Annotated in this window: 19 protein-coding genes; 10 read left to right on the top strand and 9 right to left on the bottom strand. The window is 62.5% G+C overall.

Annotated features, from left to right (window positions below; genetic code table 11):
- The first annotated feature begins 33 nt into the window (after window positions 1–33).
- Genes IB272_RS01055 through rnhA form a run of 7 tightly spaced genes read left to right on the top strand, consistent with a single transcriptional unit; the run spans window position 34 to window position 4,557 of the window.
- Window positions 34–522 carry a L,D-transpeptidase family protein gene (locus tag IB272_RS01055; RefSeq protein WP_113135458.1) on the top strand — a complete coding sequence of 163 codons (489 nt, stop codon included), beginning with the start codon at window positions 34–36 and terminating at the stop codon, window positions 520–522.
- Window positions 519–902, top strand: a complete 384-nt coding sequence (locus IB272_RS01050; RefSeq protein WP_060584162.1) for a DUF983 domain-containing protein — start codon at window positions 519–521, stop codon at window positions 900–902. Before IB272_RS01055 ends, IB272_RS01050 begins: the two co-directional genes overlap by 4 nt.
- Window positions 871–1,638 carry an SURF1 family protein gene (locus IB272_RS01045; protein ID WP_034801243.1) on the top strand — a complete coding sequence of 256 codons (768 nt, stop codon included), beginning with the start codon at window positions 871–873 and terminating at the stop codon, window positions 1,636–1,638. The genes IB272_RS01050 and IB272_RS01045 overlap by 32 nt, the downstream gene beginning before the upstream one ends.
- Before the next feature lie 54 nt (window positions 1,639–1,692).
- Window positions 1,693–2,058 carry a DUF1304 domain-containing protein gene (locus tag IB272_RS01040; protein ID WP_060584164.1) on the top strand — a complete coding sequence of 122 codons (366 nt, stop codon included), beginning with the start codon at window positions 1,693–1,695 and terminating at the stop codon, window positions 2,056–2,058.
- Window positions 2,059–2,061: 3 nt separating this feature from the next.
- Window positions 2,062–3,072 (top strand): 4-hydroxy-3-methylbut-2-enyl diphosphate reductase, encoded by a 1,011-nt coding sequence (gene ispH / locus IB272_RS01035; RefSeq protein ID WP_034801247.1) that lies wholly within the window; start codon window positions 2,062–2,064, stop codon window positions 3,070–3,072.
- 40 nt (window positions 3,073–3,112) lie between these two features.
- Window positions 3,113–4,093: a homoserine kinase gene (locus IB272_RS01030; protein WP_060584165.1), complete on the top strand. Its 981-nt coding sequence runs from the start codon at window positions 3,113–3,115 to the stop codon at window positions 4,091–4,093.
- Window positions 4,090–4,557: a ribonuclease HI gene (gene rnhA, locus IB272_RS01025; protein ID WP_060584167.1), complete on the top strand. Its 468-nt coding sequence runs from the start codon at window positions 4,090–4,092 to the stop codon at window positions 4,555–4,557. The genes IB272_RS01030 and rnhA overlap by 4 nt, the downstream gene beginning before the upstream one ends.
- A 50-nt stretch (window positions 4,558–4,607) precedes the next feature.
- Here rnhA and IB272_RS01020 read toward each other — a convergent pair whose 3' ends face one another.
- Window positions 4,608–5,093 carry a peroxiredoxin gene (locus tag IB272_RS01020; protein ID WP_034801256.1) on the bottom strand — a complete coding sequence of 162 codons (486 nt, stop codon included), beginning with the start codon at window positions 5,091–5,093 and terminating at the stop codon, window positions 4,608–4,610.
- Between the two features lie 73 nt (window positions 5,094–5,166).
- Window positions 5,167–6,009 (bottom strand): protein-disulfide reductase DsbD domain-containing protein, encoded by an 843-nt coding sequence (locus IB272_RS01015; protein WP_060584169.1) that lies wholly within the window; start codon window positions 6,007–6,009, stop codon window positions 5,167–5,169.
- A 169-nt stretch (window positions 6,010–6,178) separates the two neighbouring features.
- Here IB272_RS01015 and IB272_RS01010 point away from each other — a divergent pair, with 169 nt between their 5' ends.
- Window positions 6,179–6,784, top strand: a complete 606-nt coding sequence (locus IB272_RS01010) for a YqgE/AlgH family protein (protein WP_034801471.1) — start codon at window positions 6,179–6,181, stop codon at window positions 6,782–6,784.
- 111 nt (window positions 6,785–6,895) lie between these two features.
- Here IB272_RS01010 and IB272_RS01005 read toward each other — a convergent pair whose 3' ends face one another.
- From IB272_RS01005 to thrC, 4 genes are all read right to left on the bottom strand, one after another.
- On the bottom strand, window positions 6,896–9,805 hold the full coding sequence (locus tag IB272_RS01005) for an EAL domain-containing protein (protein ID WP_113135459.1): 2,910 nt from the start codon (window positions 9,803–9,805) through the stop codon (window positions 6,896–6,898).
- A complete protein-coding gene (locus IB272_RS01000) occupies window positions 9,805–10,416 on the bottom strand; it encodes a GNAT family protein (RefSeq protein ID WP_034801272.1) in 612 nt (203 codons plus the stop codon). Before IB272_RS01000 ends, IB272_RS01005 begins: the two co-directional genes overlap by 1 nt.
- Window positions 10,417–10,722: 306 nt before the next feature.
- Entirely contained in the window at window positions 10,723–12,024 is a 1,302-nt protein-coding gene (locus IB272_RS00995) for a pitrilysin family protein (protein ID WP_034801274.1), read from the bottom strand.
- 16 nt (window positions 12,025–12,040) lie between these two features.
- Complete coding sequence (gene thrC / locus IB272_RS00990; RefSeq protein WP_060584171.1) at window positions 12,041–13,441, bottom strand: threonine synthase; 1,401 nt, start codon at window positions 13,439–13,441, stop codon at window positions 12,041–12,043.
- A gap of 281 nt (window positions 13,442–13,722) precedes the next feature.
- Here thrC and IB272_RS00985 point away from each other — a divergent pair, with 281 nt between their 5' ends.
- Window positions 13,723–14,274: a hypothetical protein gene (locus IB272_RS00985; RefSeq protein WP_060584362.1), complete on the top strand. Its 552-nt coding sequence runs from the start codon at window positions 13,723–13,725 to the stop codon at window positions 14,272–14,274.
- A 67-nt stretch (window positions 14,275–14,341) separates the two neighbouring features.
- On the opposite strand, the gene IB272_RS00980 is transcribed toward IB272_RS00985, so the two are convergent.
- Together IB272_RS00980 and IB272_RS00975 are read right to left on the bottom strand one after the other, a co-directional pair.
- The gene (locus tag IB272_RS00980; RefSeq protein WP_034801278.1) at window positions 14,342–15,448 is read right to left on the bottom strand and encodes an ABC transporter substrate-binding protein; all 1,107 of its coding nucleotides are present in this window, start codon (window positions 15,446–15,448) and stop codon (window positions 14,342–14,344) included.
- 228 nt (window positions 15,449–15,676) lie between these two features.
- On the bottom strand, window positions 15,677–16,372 hold the full coding sequence (locus tag IB272_RS00975; RefSeq protein ID WP_034801280.1) for an HAD family hydrolase: 696 nt from the start codon (window positions 16,370–16,372) through the stop codon (window positions 15,677–15,679).
- 180 nt (window positions 16,373–16,552) lie between these two features.
- Here IB272_RS00975 and IB272_RS00970 point away from each other — a divergent pair, with 180 nt between their 5' ends.
- Entirely contained in the window at window positions 16,553–17,221 is a 669-nt protein-coding gene (locus tag IB272_RS00970; RefSeq protein WP_034801282.1) for a GntR family transcriptional regulator, read from the top strand.
- A gap of 20 nt (window positions 17,222–17,241) precedes the next feature.
- On the opposite strand, the gene IB272_RS00965 is transcribed toward IB272_RS00970, so the two are convergent.
- Window positions 17,242–17,922, bottom strand: coding sequence for a winged helix-turn-helix domain-containing protein (locus IB272_RS00965; protein ID WP_192444180.1), 681 nt, complete (start codon window positions 17,920–17,922; stop codon window positions 17,242–17,244).
- Window positions 17,923–17,964 lie beyond the last annotated feature (42 nt).

The raw sequence follows: 17,964 nt of genomic DNA, 5'->3' as shown, positions 1-17,964 counted from the left end.
TGTGCCCGCCGATCTGCTTGATGGGAGACGGAAATGAGGTTGGCCTTGGTGGCTGCGACGCTAGTGGCATCCGGCGGTTTTCCCGCTGCGGCGGCCGATAGCGCGGACAGGGTTGTCGTGCACAATGAGCGGCGGCTGTTGCAGCTCTTCCAAGGTGACCAGGTGATCCGTAAATACACGATTGCACTCGGCGGCAACCCCATCGGTCACAAGCGTCAGGAGGGAGACCAGAGGACGCCGGAAGGGCTCTATTCTCTCGACTGGCGCAATCCCGGCAGCGGTTACTACAAGTCCATCCACGTCTCTTATCCGGCGCCGGCCGATGTCTCTGCCGCTGCCGCGAACGGTGTCGATCCGGGCGGCATGATCATGATCCATGGCCAGCCCAATTATTTCGGTTGGCTGGCCTTTTTGACGCAGTGCTTCGATTGGACGAATGGCTGCATTGCCGTTACCAATGCCGAAATGGAAGAAATCTGGGCCATGGTTCCCAACAACACGCCAATCGAGATCAAGCCGTGAGTGAAGACAAGGCACATTTCCCGCCGGTTGACCCGGTGATGACCGGGATCAAGGGGCTTTGCCCGCGCTGCGGCCAGGGCAAGCTTTTCGACGGGTTTCTGAAGGTCAAGTCTGCCTGCGCAAGCTGTGATCTCGACTACAAGTTCGCCGATGCCGGCGACGGTCCGGTGGTCTTCGTGATCCTGATCGTCGGCTTCATTGTCGTCGGCGCGGCGCTCTGGGCGGAGGTCAACTTCAACCCGCCGCTCTGGCTGCATTTCATCTTGTGGATCCCGCTTGCGGTGATTTTCAGCCTCGGCCTGACGCGGATGCTGAAGGGTATCCTGATCAATCTGCAATATCGCAACAATGCGCGTCCCGGCGAGATCGACCGTGGCTGAGATCGCGACCAGCAAAAAGCGTGGCCTGATCGGCCGCATCGGCACGTTGCTGCTGCTCGTCGCGACATTTGCCATTCTTGTCTCTCTCGGTACCTGGCAGATGCAGCGGCTACACTGGAAGGAAAGCTTGCTTTCAGCCATGGCCGAGCGCAGGTCTGCGCCGCCGGCGACGCTTGCCGAGATCGAGAAGATCCTCGCTGATGGTGGCGACATCGACTACCGCACGGTTTCGGTGACCGGTGGGTTCGACCACACCAAGGAGCGGCATTTCTTCGCGACGTTCAATGGCCGCACCGGCTATTACGTCTTCACGCCGCTACGGCTGGACGACGACCGTTTTCTCTTCGTCAATCGCGGTTTCGTGCCTTTCGAGCAGAAGGATGCATCGACCCGGCTTGCCGGCGAGCTTCCCGCCTTCGTAGGCGTTCATGGTCTTGCAAGGCCGAAGCTTGACGGAAAGCCGTCGTCGCTCGTTCCCGACAACGACCTCGCCAAGAACATCTTCTACTGGAAGGATCTCGACACGATGGCGTCTTCGGTCGGCCTTCCCGCCGACAAGGTCGTGCCGCTGTTCGTCGATGCCGATGCGACGCCCAATCCGGGCGGTCTGCCGATTGGCGGTGTCACCCAGTTCGACCTGCCCAACAACCACCTGCAATATGCGCTGACCTGGTATGGGCTGGCAGCGGCTCTGGTGTTGGTCAGCGGCATCTATGCTATGCGGCGCGGGCGATAGTCTCGCGTTTGCCGTCATGCTAACCGTGTGGGACGAACGGCGGTGGGAGCAATTATGACGATCATTGCAAACACATTGATTGCTTTGACCAGCTTGCTGCATATCGGTTTTCTGGTGCTGGAAATGTTCCTGTGGACCGGGCCGAAGGGAAGGGCCGTGTTCCGCATGACGGCCGAGCAGGCCGAGGCGACACGGGTGCTCGCGGCCAACCAGGGGCTCTACAACGGCTTTCTTGCCGCCGGTCTGTTCTGGTCGTTGATCCAGGCGGAAGCCGCCTTTGCCTTTCAGCTGAAGGTGTTCTTCCTTGTGTGCGTGGTCGTTGCCGCTATATATGGCGCGTGGTCGGTCAAGCCGCGCATCCTCCTCATCCAGGGCGGCCCGGCGATCGCAGCGCTCGTTTTCCTACTAATGGCATCCTGATCCATGGCATCATCAGCGGCAGAAAAATCCCCGATCACCATCCGCCTTTGCGGCCCGCGCGGCTTCTGCGCCGGCGTCGACCGCGCGATCCAGATCGTCGTCCTGGCGCTGAAGGAATTCGGCGCACCGGTCTATGTCCGCCATGAGATCGTCCACAATCGCTACGTCGTCGAAGGCCTCGAAGCCAAGGGCGCAATCTTCGTTGAAGAGCTCGACGAGATCCCGCCGGAGCACCGCAAGCAACCGGTCGTCTTTTCGGCGCACGGCGTGCCGAAATCGGTGCCCGCCGACGCGGATGCCCGCAACCTTTTCTATCTCGACGCCACCTGTCCGCTGGTCTCCAAAGTCCACAAGCAGGCGATGCGCCACAACCGCCTCGGCCGCCATGTGGTCCTGATCGGCCATGCCGGCCATCCGGAAGTGATCGGCACTATGGGCCAATTGCCTGAAGGCACGGTATCCCTGGTCGAGACCGTCGAGGACGCCGACGTCTATCAGCCGCCGGACCCGGACAATCTTGGTTTCGTCACCCAGACGACACTGTCGGTCGATGACACCGCCGGCGTCATCAAGCGGCTGCACGAGCGCTTCCCGAACCTGACGGCGCCCGCCGCCGATTCGATTTGCTACGCCACCACCAATCGCCAGGAGGCGGTGAAGCAGGCAGCACCCGGTTGCGACCTGTTCCTGGTCGTCGGCGCGCCCAACTCGTCCAATTCCAAGCGGCTTGTCGAGGTGGCCCTTCGGGCCGGCGCGAAAAAATCCGTGCTGGTCCAGCGGGCGTCGGAAATCGATTGGGACGAAATCGGCGATATCTCTACGGTCGGCCTGTCGGCCGGCGCGTCTGCGCCGGAAGTAATCGTCAACGAGATCATCGAGGCGTTTCGCGAACGCTACGACGCTTCGGTGGAGCTTGCCGATACGGTCGAGGAAAACGAGAACTTCCTCGTCAACCGCGAGATCCGCCACGTGCCGCTGACGGCTGCCGACATGGCCTTCGTCAACGGCGAATAAGCCGCATTCCCTGCCCGCATTTTCTTGAGAGTGGACACCCTTGGCCGTTTACACCGATATTACGGAAGACGATCTCGCCCGTTTTCTCACCGCTTACGACGTCGGCCAGCTGACCTCCTACAAGGGGATCGCCGAGGGTGTCGAGAACTCCAATTTCCTGCTGCACACGACCAAAGGCTCCTACATCCTCACGCTCTACGAAAAGCGCGTGAATGCCGGCGACCTGCCGTTCTTCCTGGGCCTCATGCATCATCTGGCCGAGCGTGGGTTGTCCTGCCCGCTGCCATTGCCGCGCGCCGACGGCGAGTTGCTCGGTGAGCTCTCCGGCCGCCCTGCCGCCGTCATCTCCTTCCTCGAGGGCATGTGGCTGAGAAAGCCCGAAGCCAAGCACTGCCACGAAGTGGGCAAGGCGCTGGCGGCCATGCACGTCGCCGGCGAAGGCTTTGCGCTGAAGCGCACCAATGCGCTCTCCGTCGGCGGCTGGCGGCCGCTCTGGGTCAATTCCGAAGCGCGCGCCGACGAAGTTCAGCCAGGTCTCAAGGACGAGATATCGGCGGAGCTCGAACATCTGGAGCGCCATTGGCCGAAATCGCTGCCGGAAGGCGTCATCCACGCCGATCTCTTTCCGGACAACGTCTTCTTCCTCGGCGACCAGCTCTCCGGGCTGATCGACTTCTACTTCGCCTGCAACGACTATCTCGCCTATGACGTCGCCGTCTGCCTCAATTCCTGGTGCTTCGAGAAGAACGGCTCCTACAACATCACCAAGGGCATGGCGATGCTTTCGGGCTACGAGAGCGTGCGCAAGCTGACGCCCGCCGAGGTCGACGCCCTGCCGCTGCTTTGCCGCGGCTCGGCGCTGCGCTTCTTCCTGACGCGCCTCTACGACTGGCTGATGACGCCCGCGGGCGCGTTGGTGGTCAAGAAGGATCCGCTCGAATATCTGACGAAGATCCGGTTCCACCGGGCGATTACGTCCAGCGCCGAATATGGCCTGCGCCGGGACGGGGGTCAGGCATGAAACATGTCGATATCTTTACCGACGGTGCCTGCTCGGGCAATCCGGGGCCGGGCGGCTGGGGCGCTGTGCTGCGCTATGGCGAGGTGGAAAAGGAGCTGTCCGGCGGCGAGGCCGAGACCACCAACAACCGCATGGAGCTGCTGGCGGCAATCTCGGCGCTCGACGCCCTGAAGAGCACCTGCGAGGTCGATCTCTACACCGACAGCAAATATGTGATGGACGGTATCTCCAAGTGGATCCACGGCTGGAAGAAGAACGGCTGGAAGACTGCGGACAAGAAGCCGGTGAAAAACGGCGAGCTCTGGCAGCGGCTGGACGAAGCCAATCGCCGCCACAAGGTGACATGGCACTGGGTCAAGGGGCATGCCGGTCATCCGGAAAACGAACGCGCCGACGAGCTCGCCCGCAAGGGCATGGAACCCTACAAGAAGGGGCGTCGTTCGGACTCACTTCTCGTGAAATGAAAAAAAACGGGCCGCTGAGGCCCGTTTTTCATTTGCACTCGCTTCTGCGCTCAGAGCTGCTCGAGCATGGCGGCGGCGCCCGAAACGGTCGCCTGGCCAGGGCTTTCTTCGAGATTGAGCGACTTCACCACGCCGTCCTCGACGAGCATCGAATAGCGCTTGGAGCGCACACCGAGCGTGCCAGCCGACAGGTCGATGTCCATACCGAGCGCCTTGGTGAAGGCGGCGTTCCAGTCCGAGAGGAAGTGAATCTTGCCCATGCCGCCCGACGTGGTCGCCCAGGCACCCATCACATGCAGGTCGTTGACCGAGACCACGGCGATGTCGTCGACACCGCGGGCAAGGATCGCGTCGCGGTTTTCGAGATAGCCGGGCAGGTGGTTGAGCGAGCAGGTGGGCGTGAACGCGCCGGGGACGGCAAAGAGCACGACGCGCTTGCCGGCAAAGAGCTGATCGGTGGTGACCTCGACGGGACCGTCGGCGGTCTTTTCCTTGAAGGTTGCGGCTGGCAGCTTGTCTCCGACGGCAATGGTCACGGCACTCTCCTTGCGTTGCTTGCGTCTCGCTTCTCCGCACTCGTCGGAGAACTCGGCGGACTATAGATGCGCCCTAATCAAAGGCAAGGGTCGTCTCCATGCTGCGGCCCTGGGCGCGCACAGTCAAAACGATCGGCTTGCCTTTGAGTTCCCTGTCCTTGCCCGTGAGCCTCACCGGAACGGCTGCGTCTAACGCCCTGTCGCCTGCAGGCTGGATCTCGGGCTTGCCGAACGAAATGCCCGAAGGTCCGGCGAGAAAGAGTTCCGGATCCTTGTCGTCGACGGGCAGGCGAACCGACAGATGCATCAGCGCCTTGTCGGCATCGTAGCGGCTCGCCGTCACCGAGAAATCAGCCGACGGCGCCTCCGGCAACGCGGCAACGGCATCGTCGATCCGCGCGCCGTCGAGCGGATTGTCGAAGCCGCCTTGCTTGATGGCGAGCGTTAGCTCGCCCTGAATGGGGATGCAGATGTCCTCGCAGATGCCGAGGAACACGGAGGCGCGAATGGTAACGTCGCCGCTGCCGTGGACGCGCTTCAAGGTCAGTGGAAAGGCGACCGGCCTGTCATAGCCGATGTAGCGCACGACGCCGTCGTCGAACGTCTTGGGCACCGGGAAGCCGATCTTTTCCAGCTCCACGTCGCCTGCCGGGTCGAGCGTCACCTGCGGGGGAATGCCGCTTGCACCCGGCTCGCGCCAATAGGTCTTCCAGCCAGGGTTGAGCTTGACCTCCAGCGTCGCCGGGATCGTGCCATCCTCTTTGGGCTGGGCGGCGACCAGACGGATCATGCCGCCGGGGGAGGTGACCCACTCGCTGGTGGCCGCGTTGGCGCCGAAGGGGAGAAAAAAACAGCCGGCAAGGCTTGCCGCGCCGATGAACTGGGCCATTTTCTGGTGGGTGAAGCACTGGATCATACGGCAAGCAATATCGCTTCTGCCAAAACCGCTCCAGACGCTGCGACGGACGCAACGATCATAATTGCTTGATCGGACACGGCGAAGTGAACGCCGTGCGTGCAATAATTATGGGCCGCGACGCTGAGGCGCTTTTCATTTCGCGGCGAATTGATAGGCTGTTCGCATGATGGCTACTCCGATGGCGCAAAAGAGACGCGAGCGAGGCTTTCTTGACGGTCAGTTCCTGATCGCCATGCCCGGGATGTTTGACGCCAATTTCGCTCGCACGGTCATCTTCATCTGCGCCCATTCGGACGATGGCGCCATGGGCTTCATTCTCAACCGGCCGCAGCAACTGACCTTCCCCGACGTGCTGCTTCACCTCGATCTTCTCGATGAGGACGAGGCGATCCGACTCCCGCAGGTAACACGGGATTTCCAGATTCAGGCGGGCGGTCCGGTCGAGACCGGGCGCGGCTTCGTGCTGCATTCCGACGATTATCTGAGCGATTCCAGCATTCCCGTCAGCGACGATATCTGCCTGACGGCGACGCTCGACATCGTCCGCGCCATTTCGCGCGGGGAGGGGCCTGTGCGCGCGACGATGATGCTCGGCTACGCCGGGTGGGGACCGGGCCAGCTCGAATCGGAAATCACCCAGAATGGCTGGCTCACATGCCCGGCGCGCGATGAACTGATCTTCGACAAGGCGCTCGACGACAAATACGATCGGGCGCTGGCGCTGATGGGTGTTTCGGCCGCGATGCTCTCCATGGATGCCGGTCACGCCTGATTGGCGGCTGACCGACCTTTCCCAGATCCTTGATGCAGGAAAAGCCCGTCGGATTGTAACCGACGGGCCTGCAGACGTTGGTCTGCGCGCTGAGCGGCGTCGCCTTGGCGATTACGCCCGCTTCATCAGTGGAAAGCGTTCCTTCAGCAGGCGCTGGATCGATTCCGAACCGATCGGCGGACCGAAGAGGAAGCTCTGCCCATAGTCGCAGCCCATCTGCGACAGCTGGATTGCGTCGTCCTCGGATTCGATGCCCTCGGCCACCACCTGCATATCGAGCTCGCGCGCCATCGTGATGACGGAGCGCAAGAGGATGCCGCGCTTGTCGCTTGGGTCGCGCACCAGCGCCTTGTCGATCTTGATCGTGTCGAAGGGGAAGCGGGTGAGGTAGGAGAGCGACGAGTGGCCTGTGCCGAAGTCGTCGAGTGCCAGCTTGAGACCGGCTTCCTTCAGCTTTTCGAGTACGAGACGGGCCTGCTCCGGATTTTCCATTACCAGCGATTCCGTCAGCTCCATCTTCACCTTGCCCGGGTCGCAGCGGTTCTTGGTGAGAATGGCACGGACGTCGTCATAGAGCTCGTTGTTGAGAAGCTGCGCGCTCGAAAGGTTGATCGAGACGAAGATCGGCAGATCGCCGGTCTGCAGCTGCCATTCCGTCAGGTCGCTGGTCGCCCGGTCGAAGGCGAACATGCCGAGCTGGTTGATGAGGTCGGAATTCTCGGCGATCGGGATGAACTCGGTCGGCGAGATGTTGCCACGCTTGGGGTGATCCCAGCGCATCAGGGCCTCGAAGCCGGCGATCTCGGCATCGTTCAATCGCACGATCGGCTGGTAGACGAGAGAAAGTTCCTTGCGCTCGATTGCCTTCTTGAGATCGGCTTCAAGCTGCATGCGGTCCGAGCCGGAGGTGCGGAAGGCCGGGCGGAAAGGCTCGACGCGGTTGCCGCCTTCCTTCTTGGCCCGGAACATCGCGAGCTCTGCGTCGTCGAGAAGGCCGGTCGCACTCTGTTCCTGGTCGAGCCAGGAGACGAGCCCGATCGATGCCGTCAGGTTGATTTCGCGGTTGCCGTAGTTGAGGGGCACCATGATCGCCTTGCTCACCGCATCGGCGAAATCGGCGACTTTGGCCGGATCGCGCTCGGACATCAGGATCAGGCCGAACTGGTCGCCACCGAGGCGAGCCAGCGTGTCCTGCGGGCGCAGCAGCCGGCGCAGGCGCCGCGTCAGCGCGATGAGGATGTTATCGCCGGCGGCAATGCCCAAGAGATCGTTGACCTGCTTGTAGCGGTCGATGTCGATCGCAAGCACCGTCGGGCGGACCGAGTTGCTGCCGTCGGCCATCAAGAGCATCGCCTGCAGCCGGTCGAGGAAGACCTGACGGTTCGGAAGCCCGGTCAGATTGTCGAGCAGGGCGTTGTGCAGCAGCCGTTCGACCGAGTTGCGCTGTTCGGTAATGTCGATGATCGTGCCGACGCAGCGGATGATTTCGCCGTTGGCACCAAGCACCGGCCGGGCACGGATCGAGAGCCAGTGATAGTGGCCGTCCTCGGCGCGTACGCGGAATTCATGGTTCAGCTTGCCGCGGCGGCGTTCCAGCAACACGTCGAGCGTGGCGCGGAAGCGGTCGCGATCGTCAGGGTGAAGCCGCGGAAGCCAGTTGCGCAAGGGGCCGTGCATGCTGCCGAGCGACAGGCCGAGCTGCGTCGAGATATCGGGCATCGTCACCACCCGGTCGCGGGCGACGTCCCAGTCCCAGACGGTGTCGCCGGAGCCGGTGAGCGCCAGCGACTGGCGCTCGAGATCGGAGAACAGGCCCTGCTGGTAGCCGCTGCCGGCGACCGCGTGCTGCATGACGGTAAAGCCGATCAACAGTACGATCAGCACGAGACCACCGCCGAGCGCCGGCTGCACGATGTCGTTGGCGAGCTGGCCGGTGACCGTCAGCCAGGCGCCGAAGAGCCAGACGAGGATCAGCAGCCAGGCGGGAACGAGAAGGATCGCGCGGTCGTAGCGGTTGAAGCCGAGATAGGCGATCAGGACGATGCCGACCGTGCCGGTCAGCGCGAAGGAGAGGCGGGCGATGCCAGATGCGATCGCCGGGTCGTAGACGGCGACGCCGAAGAGCAGGCCGAGGCCGAGGATCCAGGCGAGCGTCGCATAGCCGAGATGCTGGTGCCAGCGGTTGAGATTGAGGTAGGTGAACAGGAAGATCACGAGGCCGGCCGCAAGGAAGACCTCTGTGCCCGCGCGCCATATTCGCTCGTCCCCGGCCGTCACGCTAATGAGCTTCGACAGGAAGCCGAAGTCGACGCAGATATAGGCGAGAACGGCCCAGGCAAGGGCGGCCGTTGCCGGCAGCATTGAGGTTCCCTTGACGACGAAAAGGATGGTCAGGAACACCGCAAGCAGGCCGGCAATGCCGAGCACGATGCCGCGATAGAGCGTGAAGGCGTTGACCGTATCCTTGTAGGAGTCCGGCTCCCAGAGATAGATCTGCGGCAGTTCCGGTGTTGCCAGCTCGGCGACGAAGGTGATGATGACGCCCGGCGCCAGTGTGATGCGGAAAACGTCCGCCTCGTCGCTCGGTTCGCGGCTGAGCGCGGAGCCTTCGCTTGGCGTGATCGAAAGAATGCGCTTGGAGCCGAGGTCCGGCCAGAAGAGCTTGGAATTCACCAGTCGGAAATGCGGTGCGACGATCACGCGGTCGAGCGGCTCGGCCGAAACGTTGGCGAGCGCGAACACAGCCCAGTCGCCCTGATGGTCCGCACTGTTGGAGCGCACTTCGATGCGGCGCACGATGCCGTCGGTTCCGGGTGCTGTCGAAACCTGAAAGGCTTCGTTGCGGCCGCTGTAGATTTCGGTCGTTGCCGTCAGGTCGAGCGCCGTGTCTTCACGCGAAATCTTGACCGGCTCCAAAGCCTGGGCCGCGCCGCCGAGCGCACAGAAAATCGTCGTGAGCGTTATCAGAAACGCTGCCAGCTTGGAGGCTGACCAGGCGAAGTGCGAGCGGGCTAGAGGCATCAAAGGGGCATATTCCTGTTCGGTAGGGCATCGTCGGACAGGAGAGAAAAGAGCAGATGGTCTCGCCACTGGCCGTTGATTCTCAAGTACTGTCTTAAATAGCCTTCACGCTCAAAACCGGCCTTTTCAAGGAGCCGGATGCTTCTTGAGTTGTCCGGAATACAGGCTGCTTCAATACGGTGCAACTCAAGGGTCGAAAAGATGTAGGGGATCGCGAGCCTGAGGGCCGCAAACATGTGGCCTTTGCCCGCGTGGCGCGCGCCCATCCAGTAGCCGATCATGCAGTTTTGCCCGGCGCCGCGGCGAATGTGGCCGATCGTCAGTCCGCCGAGCAGGACCTCGCCTGGCTTGTGGAAAAGGAAGAGCGGCACCGCCTGGCCGGAGGCATATTCCTGCTCGTTGCGGACGACCCGGCCGCGGAAGGCGCTTTCGGTCATTTCGTCGGTGCGCCAGGTCGGCTCCCACGGCTCCAGGAAGGCGCGGCTGTCGCTTCTGAGCTGATACCACTGGCGATAATCGGAATAGCGGGGGAGGCGGAGCAGGTAATTCTGGTCGGCGATTTCGACCGTCTCCGGCTGCCGCGACAGGAACCGAAAAACCGATCGTGTCATAGCTGCCTCCGAGGCCGTTCCGTTTACGCGCGAGGACCTTGTACCATCCGCCCGACGGCACGTCTTTGCGCCGTCACAAATCGAAACGTTGCACAACTTTGCGCGCAAATCGAATCCGATTTTGCGAAAAGTCGCAAAGACTTCACCATTCGGACATGCGGTCATCATCCGTGGCGCGCCGGCTGGCCGAACGCAGTTTCCAGGCGACGCTGGAAAGCGCCTTCCGTGCGAAATTGCGCAATGTTTGGGAGGCCGGGATCGCTTCATCGTTTTGATGAAATGGAGCCCGGCCGTTCAGCCTTCGGCTTAGCTTGCGACGGCGTGCGGGACGGCGGCCTTGCCGGTCAGCGACGACAGGATGTCGCCCATCGGGGCAAGCTGTTCCAGCGGGCCGATCGCCGAAAGCGTCGGCGTGGTGTCGAAGAACAGCCGACCGGCAAGGTCGGTCAGGCGCTCGATGGTGATGCCGGAGAGGCGCTCCATCAGTTCTTCATTCGGGATCGGGCGACCGTAGAGCATCATCTGACGGGCGATCTGGCCGGCGCGGGCCGCCGGGCTTTCCTGCCCCATCAAAAGCTGTGCGCGGATCTGGGCACGGGCGCGCTCGATTTCCTGCTGCTCGATGTTCATCGAGGATTTGCGCAGTTCATCGACGATGACGGGCATCAGCTCCGGCAGGTTCTCGCCGCCGGTCGCAGCATGCACGCCGAAGATGCCGGTGTCGGAGAAACCCCAGTGGAAAGCATAGACCGAATAACAGAGGCCACGATGCTCGCGCACTTCCTGGAAAAGGCGCGAGGACATGCCGCCGCCGAGAATGTTGGCGAGGATCTGCGAGCAATAGAAGTCGCGCGCGTGGTAGGCCTTGCCTTCAAAGCCGAGCAGCACCTGCGCGTCCATCAGGTCGCGGGTTTCGCGGCTCTCGCCGCCGGTGTAGAGGGCAGTTTCGAGCACGGGCGTTGCGATCGGTGTGCGCGGCAATGACGAGAAGCGTTCTTCGACCTGGCGAACAAAGGATTCGTGTTCGACGGCGCCGGCGGCGACCACGAACATGCGGTCGGTCGTGTAGTTGCGGCCGAGATAGTGCCGGATCTGGTCGGCGGAGAACGACATGACCGTGTCCGGCGTGCCGAGGATCGGCCGGCCGACGGTCTGATTGCGATAGGCGGTCTCGGCGAAGCGGTCGAAGACGACATCGTCGGGTGTGTCGTCGGCAGCGCCGATCTCCTGCAGGATCACGTGCTTCTCGCGGCGCAGTTCTTCCTCGTCGAAGCTGGACTCGGTCAGAATGTCGGCGAGAATATCGACAGCAAGCGGCACGTGGTCCTTGAGAACCCTGGCATAATAGGAGGTCGTTTCGGTGGAGGTCGCAGCATTGACCTCGCCACCGACGTTTTCGATCTCTTCGGCAATCTGGCGGGCGGTGCGCCGCGCGGTGCCCTTGAAAGCCATGTGCTCCAGCAGATGGGCAATGCCATGTTCGCCGAGAGTTTCATTGCGCGAACCGGACTTGATCCACACGCCGAGCGCCACACTTTCGAGATGCGGCATGTGCTCGGTTACCACCGTCAACCCGGAAGGGAGCCGGGTGCACTCAACTTTCATCATACGTTTCTTCTCGTTCTTACCCCCGGAGACGGGTACGCTCGCCGATAAAGGTTTCGACGGTTTTCAGGTCCGGATCCAGGATATCGAAACGCTCCTCCCTGTTCATCAGGTCAGCAAGCCACGTCGGAAGCGCCGGGTCAATACCACTTGCCGATTTTACCGCGTCCGGGAATTTCGCCGGATGGGCGGTGGCAAGCGTCACCATGGGAGCGGATGCCTTCTCGTGTTTGGCGGCGACGAAGACGCCGACGGCGCTATGCGGATCGAGCAGATAGCCCGTGTCTGCAAGCGTCTTTGCGATCGTCTTGGCGACTTCTTTCTCCGAGGCGCGACCGGCGCGGAACTCCTTGCGGATCGCCTTCAGCGCCTTTTCGCGGATGGTGAAGGAACCGGACTGCTTCAGCCCGTCCATCGCCGAGCGGATTTCGCCCGGGTCGCGATCGTTCGCCTCGAACAGAAGCCGTTCGAAGTTCGACGAGATCTGGATGTCCATCGACGGTGCGGTGGTCGCCTTGACGTCGCGCATCTCGTAGCGGCCGGTCTTCAGCGTGCGGGCGAGAATGTCGTTTTCGTTGGTGGCGATGATCAGCTTGTCGATCGGCAGGCCCATGCGCTTGGCGACGTAGCCGGCGAAGATATCGCCGAAGTTACCGGTGGGGACCGTGAAAGAGATCTTGCGGTCTGGGCCGCCGAGCGCGACCGCCGTCGTGAAGTAATAGACGATCTGGGCCATGATGCGCGCCCAGTTGATCGAGTTGACACCCGAAAGCTTGACGCGGTCGCGGAAGGCGGCGTCGTTGAACATCGCTTTGACGAGGTTCTGGCAGTCGTCGAAGTTGCCGTTGACTGCAATCGCATGGACGTTCGATGCGCTCGAGGTCGTCATCTGCCGCTGCTGCACCGGCGAGACTTTGCCGTGCGGGAAAAGAATGAAGATGTCGGTGCGCTCACGACCGGCAAAGGCGTCGATGGCGGCGCCCCCGGTGTCGCCCGAAGTCGCGCCGACGATGGTGGCGCGCTCGCCGCGTTCGGAAAGCACATAGTCCATCAGCCGGGCGAGCAGTTGCATCGCCACGTCCTTGAAGGCGAGCGTCGAGCCGTGGAAGAGCTCCATGACGAAGGCGTTCGGTCCGGTCTGCACCAGCGGCGCCACCGCCGGGTGGCGGAAGGTGGCATAGGCCTCGTCGATCATTTCGCGGAACTTGGCCGCCGGGATCTCGCCATTGATGAAGGGTTCGAGCACGGTAAAGGCAATGTCCTGGTAGGATTTGCCGCGCAGGCCGCGAATTTCCTTCTTGGAAAACTTCGGCCATTCCTTGGGGAGATAGAGACCGCCATCGCGCGCAAGACCGGCAAGCAGCGCGTCGCAGAAGCCGAGAGGAGCGGCTTCGCCGCGCGTCGAGATATACTTCACCATCGTTGTCCTTCGTCCCACCTCAAGGATTGCGGCGACCTTGGGAAACGTCGTCGCGACACGCTCGTCTTATTGCGTCAGTCCTTGACAAAGTCTGCATCTATTCTTGTCACCGACCCAATTTCCGGTCGCAAAACTAGCTTCGGAAAATTCGGAAGGGACGGACTGACCCAATCGATTTTTCAGTTTGTCGCTGCTATAGACGATGCCCGAAGGCCATGAAAGGTCTTCCGGCCGAGATTTCGGTCAAGGAGTTTCAACCGGTCCAGCAGAGGTTGTTCAACGTGTTTGGCAAAGTTTCCCGGCCTGTTCTCGCAATATCTTTTCTCGCAGCCCTAGCCGGCTGCAATAAGACGCAATCCGGTGGGGCGATCGACGCAGGCGGCAGTGCCGCTGCTCCGACGCCGGCCGTCGTTCAGGCCGCATGCCCGCAGGTCGTCATTCGTGACGGCACAAATGTGCATGCCAGCTACGCAAAGGGGGCCAAGAACGACCCGACGAAGCTCGTCTATCAGGCCTCCCTGGCAGACACCACGCGGCAATGCGTGCAGAGCGAGAGCGCGTTGACGATAACCGTCGTGGTCCAGGGGCGCGTCGTCAGCGGTCCTGCCGGTGGTCCCGGCAAGGTCACCATGCCGATCCGCGTGGCTGCAACCGACGAAGACAAGACGCTCTATTCCGAACTGACGCAGCATGCGGTGGAAATCCCTGCAACCGGTTCGGCCCAGTTCGTCTTCACCAAGGCCGACGTGACGCTGCCGGCCGGCGCCGGATCCAATGTCACCGTCTATGTGGGCTTCGACGAAGGCCCGCCGGCCAAGGGCAAGAAGAAGTAAGCAGCGGCCTATGCGGCAAAAAAACGCCGGGGCTTGCCCCGGCGTTTTCATTTCCGTCGTGTGCGGCTTATTCAGCCGGAACGCTCTTGCCGCCTTCCCACTTGTAGAGCGAGAAAGCCTGCGAGGTCAGGTCGCCGGCTTCGCTGTAGGTCAGCTTGCCGAGAACCGTGTCGATGGCTTCGCCAGACTTGATCGCAGTTGCAACCGCGGTCGCGTCTTCGGCGGAGCCTGCCTTCTCGATGCCGGCCTTCAGCACCTGGACGGCAGCATAGGCGTTGAGCGTGAAGGCTTCGGCCGGGATGTTCTTTGCCTTCAGCGCTTCGACAGCCGGAGCCGAGGCGGGGTTGCTGGTCGCGTCGCTGGCATTGGTGTAGACCGTGCCGGTCGCAGCTTCGCCGCCGATTGCCCAGAACTCGGTGTTGGACAGGCCGTCGCCGCCGAAGATCTGCGCCTTCACGCCCTGGTCGTGCATCTGGCGTGCCAGCAGGCCACCTTCCGGATGGTAGCCGCCGAAGTAGACGACATCGACGTTTTCCGACTTCAGGCGGGTAACGATCGCGCTGAAGTCCTTGTCGCCCGGGTTCAGGCCTTCATAAACGACTTCGGTGATGCCGCCGGCATTGATCGCCTTCTTGAAGCCGTCAGCAAGGCCCTTGCCGTAAGGCGCCTTGTCGTGGAGGACGGCAATCTTCTTGTCCTTGAGGTTCTTGACCACATAGGCAGCGGCGACTTCGGCCTGCTGGTCGTCGCGGCCGCAGGTGCGCAGCACGTTCCAGAGACCGCGGGTTGTGAGGTCAGGCGTGGTTGCCGTCGGCGTCACCATCAGGATGCCGTTTTCGGCAAGGATGTCCGAAGCCGCCATCGAGGTGCCCGACAGAACCGGGCCGACGACGTAGCGGATGCCTTCACCAGCAGCCTGGTTGGCAACCGAAACGGCCTGCTTCGGATCGCCGGCGTCGTCGAGCATCTTCAGCACGATCTTCTCGCCATTGATGCCGCCAGCCTTGTTGATCTCGTCTGCAGCCGTTTCCGCGCCGTTCTTCACCTGCTCGCCATAGGCCGCGACCGGGCCGGTGAGCGGCGTGATCACGCCAATGGTGATGTCGGCGAAGGCGAGCGGGCCGAAGGCGACGCTGGCCGCCAGGGTCAGGCCGGTCAACATTGAAAGACGCATTGTGTTTCCTCCTAAAAATACCCCGATGGGGCTTGCTTGGTACGGCCCTCGTGCGCGGCTCCTCGAAAACCGGGAAGATTTTCTAGGGGACGTGACGCCACTGCAATGTGTCATCATGTCCCTCGGCGTCTAATTGGACGTCTGCCGTGTTGGCCGAAGGCTTCTTTCCCGCTCCGGCCGAAAGCCGGAGCGAAAGGGGCATGGCGGTGTGCGACCGCCTGCGGCCAATCAGGCCGTCATCGACTCCGACCATGCGGAAAGGGCCGCGATCACGCCCGGCAACGCCGTCATGCGCGAAATCACCGTTTCCGCACCCGCTTCGGTCAGCTGGTCGGCATGCGAGGGATGGGTGTGCGAACCGCCGGTGAAGCCGACGACGCGCATGCCAGCGGCACGTGCACCGTGGATGCCGTGCACGGAGTCCTCGATCACCAGCACCCGCGACGGGTCGACGCCCATCTGCTTGGCGCCGTGCAGGAAGATATCCGGCTTCGGCTTGACGCGGTCGGCGCCGAGGTCGCGCGCGGAATAGATGTGTCGGCCGAAATGGTCCTTGATGCCGACCTTGCCGAGCATCATGGCAAGTCGCGCCGAGGTCGAGTTGGAGCAGATGCAGTGCGGCAGCGTCAATTGCGCCAGCATCGGCTTGACGCCGTCGATGATGTTGAGGTCGCGGGCAAGGCGCTCGTCGAGGATGACGTCGACCTTGCTGATGAGCTGGGCCGAAAGCGGGATGCTTGCTTCCTTCTCGATTTGCAGCAGCGTGTTGTGCCAGGTCATGCCGGCAAAACGCTCCGCCATTTCCTCGACGCTGATCGGGTAACCCGCTTCTGTCAGCAGTGCTGCTTCGACTTCCGATGCGATGATTTCGGAATCGACGAGAACGCCGTCGCAATCAAAAATGATGAGATCGATACCGGTCATATGGAACAGTTCCCTGGGAGGAGAGGCGCCGCAGGCGGGGGGAGGAATGTTCGCGCGGCGCGGGGCTTTCGTACGGCAGAGCTTTTATACGATGGTAGGCCAAAGCTCAACCATTGGAAATTATCGAAACCGCCCGTGCGCTTGCTCGACAGTATTGTTTCGCGGCTCTATCAGTAGGCGATGGAAAAGCAGCAGGACGACACGCTCGCAAGTCGCATCAGCAAGGCCCTGGCCGAGCGGATCATCTCCGGTATGCTGATGCCCGGGGAGCGCTTGCGGCAGGATCATATCGCCGAGGAATTCGGCGCGAGCCACGTTCCCGTTCGCGAAGCCTTTCGACGGCTGGAGGCCCAGGGCCTTGCCGTCAGCGAGCCGCGCCGCGGCGTTCGCGTCGCCTCCTTCGACCTGAAGGAGGTGAGGGAGGTCGCCGAAATGCGCGCGGTGCTGGAGGTTCTGGCGCTTCGCCATGCCATCCCGCATCTGACGCCGGCGATCCTCGATCGGGCCGAGATGGCCACGGCCGCCGCCGATACTTCGCGCGACGTGCGCTCCTGGGAGGCGGCAAACCGCGCCTTCCATCGGCTGATCCTCGAACCCTGCGGCATGCCGCGGCTGCTGGCGGCGATCGATGATCTGCATGCAGCGAGCGCCCGCTTCCTGTTTTCCGCCTGGCGCACGAGCTGGGAGGCACGCACCGACCACGATCACCGCGCGATCCTCGCCGCCTTGCGCGAAGGCCGAGGCGACGAGGCGGCAAAGATCCTCGAACGCCATGTGGGCTGGATCGGCAAGACGCCGGTCAGGACCGCCGCGGGCGAAACCCGCGAGGCCTTTTCCATCGTCGGCTAGAGTGGTTTTGCTGGCAGCAGCTACTGCGGAAACAGCTCGGAGAAAGCCTTCTCGCCATTGGCGGTGAAGCGGATGGCGCGGCTGTTCGCCTCGCGCTTCGCCCAGCCCTTGTCGATGAATAGCGTCAGCAGCGCTTCGCCAAGCGAACCGGCCAGATGCGAGCGGCGCTCGCTCCAGTCGAGGCAGGTGCGGCAGATCGGGCGGCGGGATTTTTTCAGCGCCGCATAGTCGATGCCGAGCGCCTCGATCCGGTTCTGCCCGTCGGGCGTCAGCGCCAGGTCGTCGCCGGTGACTTCGATCTGCTTTTCGGCAATCAGGCTGTCATACATGCGCACGCCATAGTCGCCGGCCAAGTGATTGTAGCAGACGCGCGCTTTTCTCAGCGCCGGATCCTTCGGCCCGGGGCGGTGCCGGTTCATGCCGCGGCTGGCGGCAAAGCCCATCAGGTTCTCGAGCATCAGCCCGACTTCGTCTTCTGCCAGCTGAAAATATCGGTGACGGCCTTGCTTGCGCTGGCTGAGCAGACCGCCGGCCTCGAGCTTGGCCAGGTGGGAACTGGCGGTCTGCAGCGTGATGCCAGCATGGGTGGCAAGCTCGGTTGCGGTCAGCGCACTACCCCCTATCAGCGCCGTCAGCATGTTGGCGCGGGCGGGATCGCCGATCAGCGATCCGATGAGAGCGATGTCTGGGCCTTCCTTCATACTTCGATCGTAATCGAAGCATTCTCGCACTTCAAGCGGGCA

Source organism: Ensifer sp. ENS08 (assembly GCF_014852195.1).
In the GTDB taxonomy this organism is placed as follows: Bacteria; Pseudomonadota; Alphaproteobacteria; order Rhizobiales; family Rhizobiaceae; genus Ensifer; species Ensifer adhaerens.
This window is presented reverse-complemented; position numbering and strand designations above follow the sequence as displayed.

What these genes read in the sequence shown, in the direction of transcription:
- IB272_RS01055 (WP_113135458.1), top strand. Translation starts at nt 34, where the DNA reads ATGAGGTTGGCCTTGGTGGCTGCGACGCTAGTGGCATCCGGCGGTTTT.
- IB272_RS01045 (WP_034801243.1), top strand. Translation starts at nt 871, where the DNA reads ATGCGCGTCCCGGCGAGATCGACCGTGGCTGAGATCGCGACCAGCAAA.
- IB272_RS01040 (WP_060584164.1), top strand. Translation starts at nt 1,693, where the DNA reads ATGACGATCATTGCAAACACATTGATTGCTTTGACCAGCTTGCTGCAT.
- ispH (WP_034801247.1), top strand. Translation starts at nt 2,062, where the DNA reads ATGGCATCATCAGCGGCAGAAAAATCCCCGATCACCATCCGCCTTTGC.
- rnhA (WP_060584167.1), top strand. Translation starts at nt 4,090, where the DNA reads ATGAAACATGTCGATATCTTTACCGACGGTGCCTGCTCGGGCAATCCG.
- IB272_RS01015 (WP_060584169.1), bottom strand. Translation starts at nt 6,009, where the DNA reads ATGATCCAGTGCTTCACCCACCAGAAAATGGCCCAGTTCATCGGCGCG.
- IB272_RS01010 (WP_034801471.1), top strand. Translation starts at nt 6,179, where the DNA reads ATGGCTACTCCGATGGCGCAAAAGAGACGCGAGCGAGGCTTTCTTGAC.
- IB272_RS01005 (WP_113135459.1), bottom strand. Translation starts at nt 9,805, where the DNA reads ATGCCTCTAGCCCGCTCGCACTTCGCCTGGTCAGCCTCCAAGCTGGCA.
- IB272_RS01000 (WP_034801272.1), bottom strand. Translation starts at nt 10,416, where the DNA reads ATGACACGATCGGTTTTTCGGTTCCTGTCGCGGCAGCCGGAGACGGTC.
- IB272_RS00995 (WP_034801274.1), bottom strand. Translation starts at nt 12,024, where the DNA reads ATGATGAAAGTTGAGTGCACCCGGCTCCCTTCCGGGTTGACGGTGGTA.
- thrC (WP_060584171.1), bottom strand. Translation starts at nt 13,441, where the DNA reads ATGGTGAAGTATATCTCGACGCGCGGCGAAGCCGCTCCTCTCGGCTTC.
- IB272_RS00980 (WP_034801278.1), bottom strand. Translation starts at nt 15,448, where the DNA reads ATGCGTCTTTCAATGTTGACCGGCCTGACCCTGGCGGCCAGCGTCGCC.
- IB272_RS00975 (WP_034801280.1), bottom strand. Translation starts at nt 16,372, where the DNA reads ATGACCGGTATCGATCTCATCATTTTTGATTGCGACGGCGTTCTCGTC.
- IB272_RS00970 (WP_034801282.1), top strand. Translation starts at nt 16,553, where the DNA reads ATGGAAAAGCAGCAGGACGACACGCTCGCAAGTCGCATCAGCAAGGCC.
- IB272_RS00965 (WP_192444180.1), bottom strand. Translation starts at nt 17,922, where the DNA reads ATGAAGGAAGGCCCAGACATCGCTCTCATCGGATCGCTGATCGGCGAT.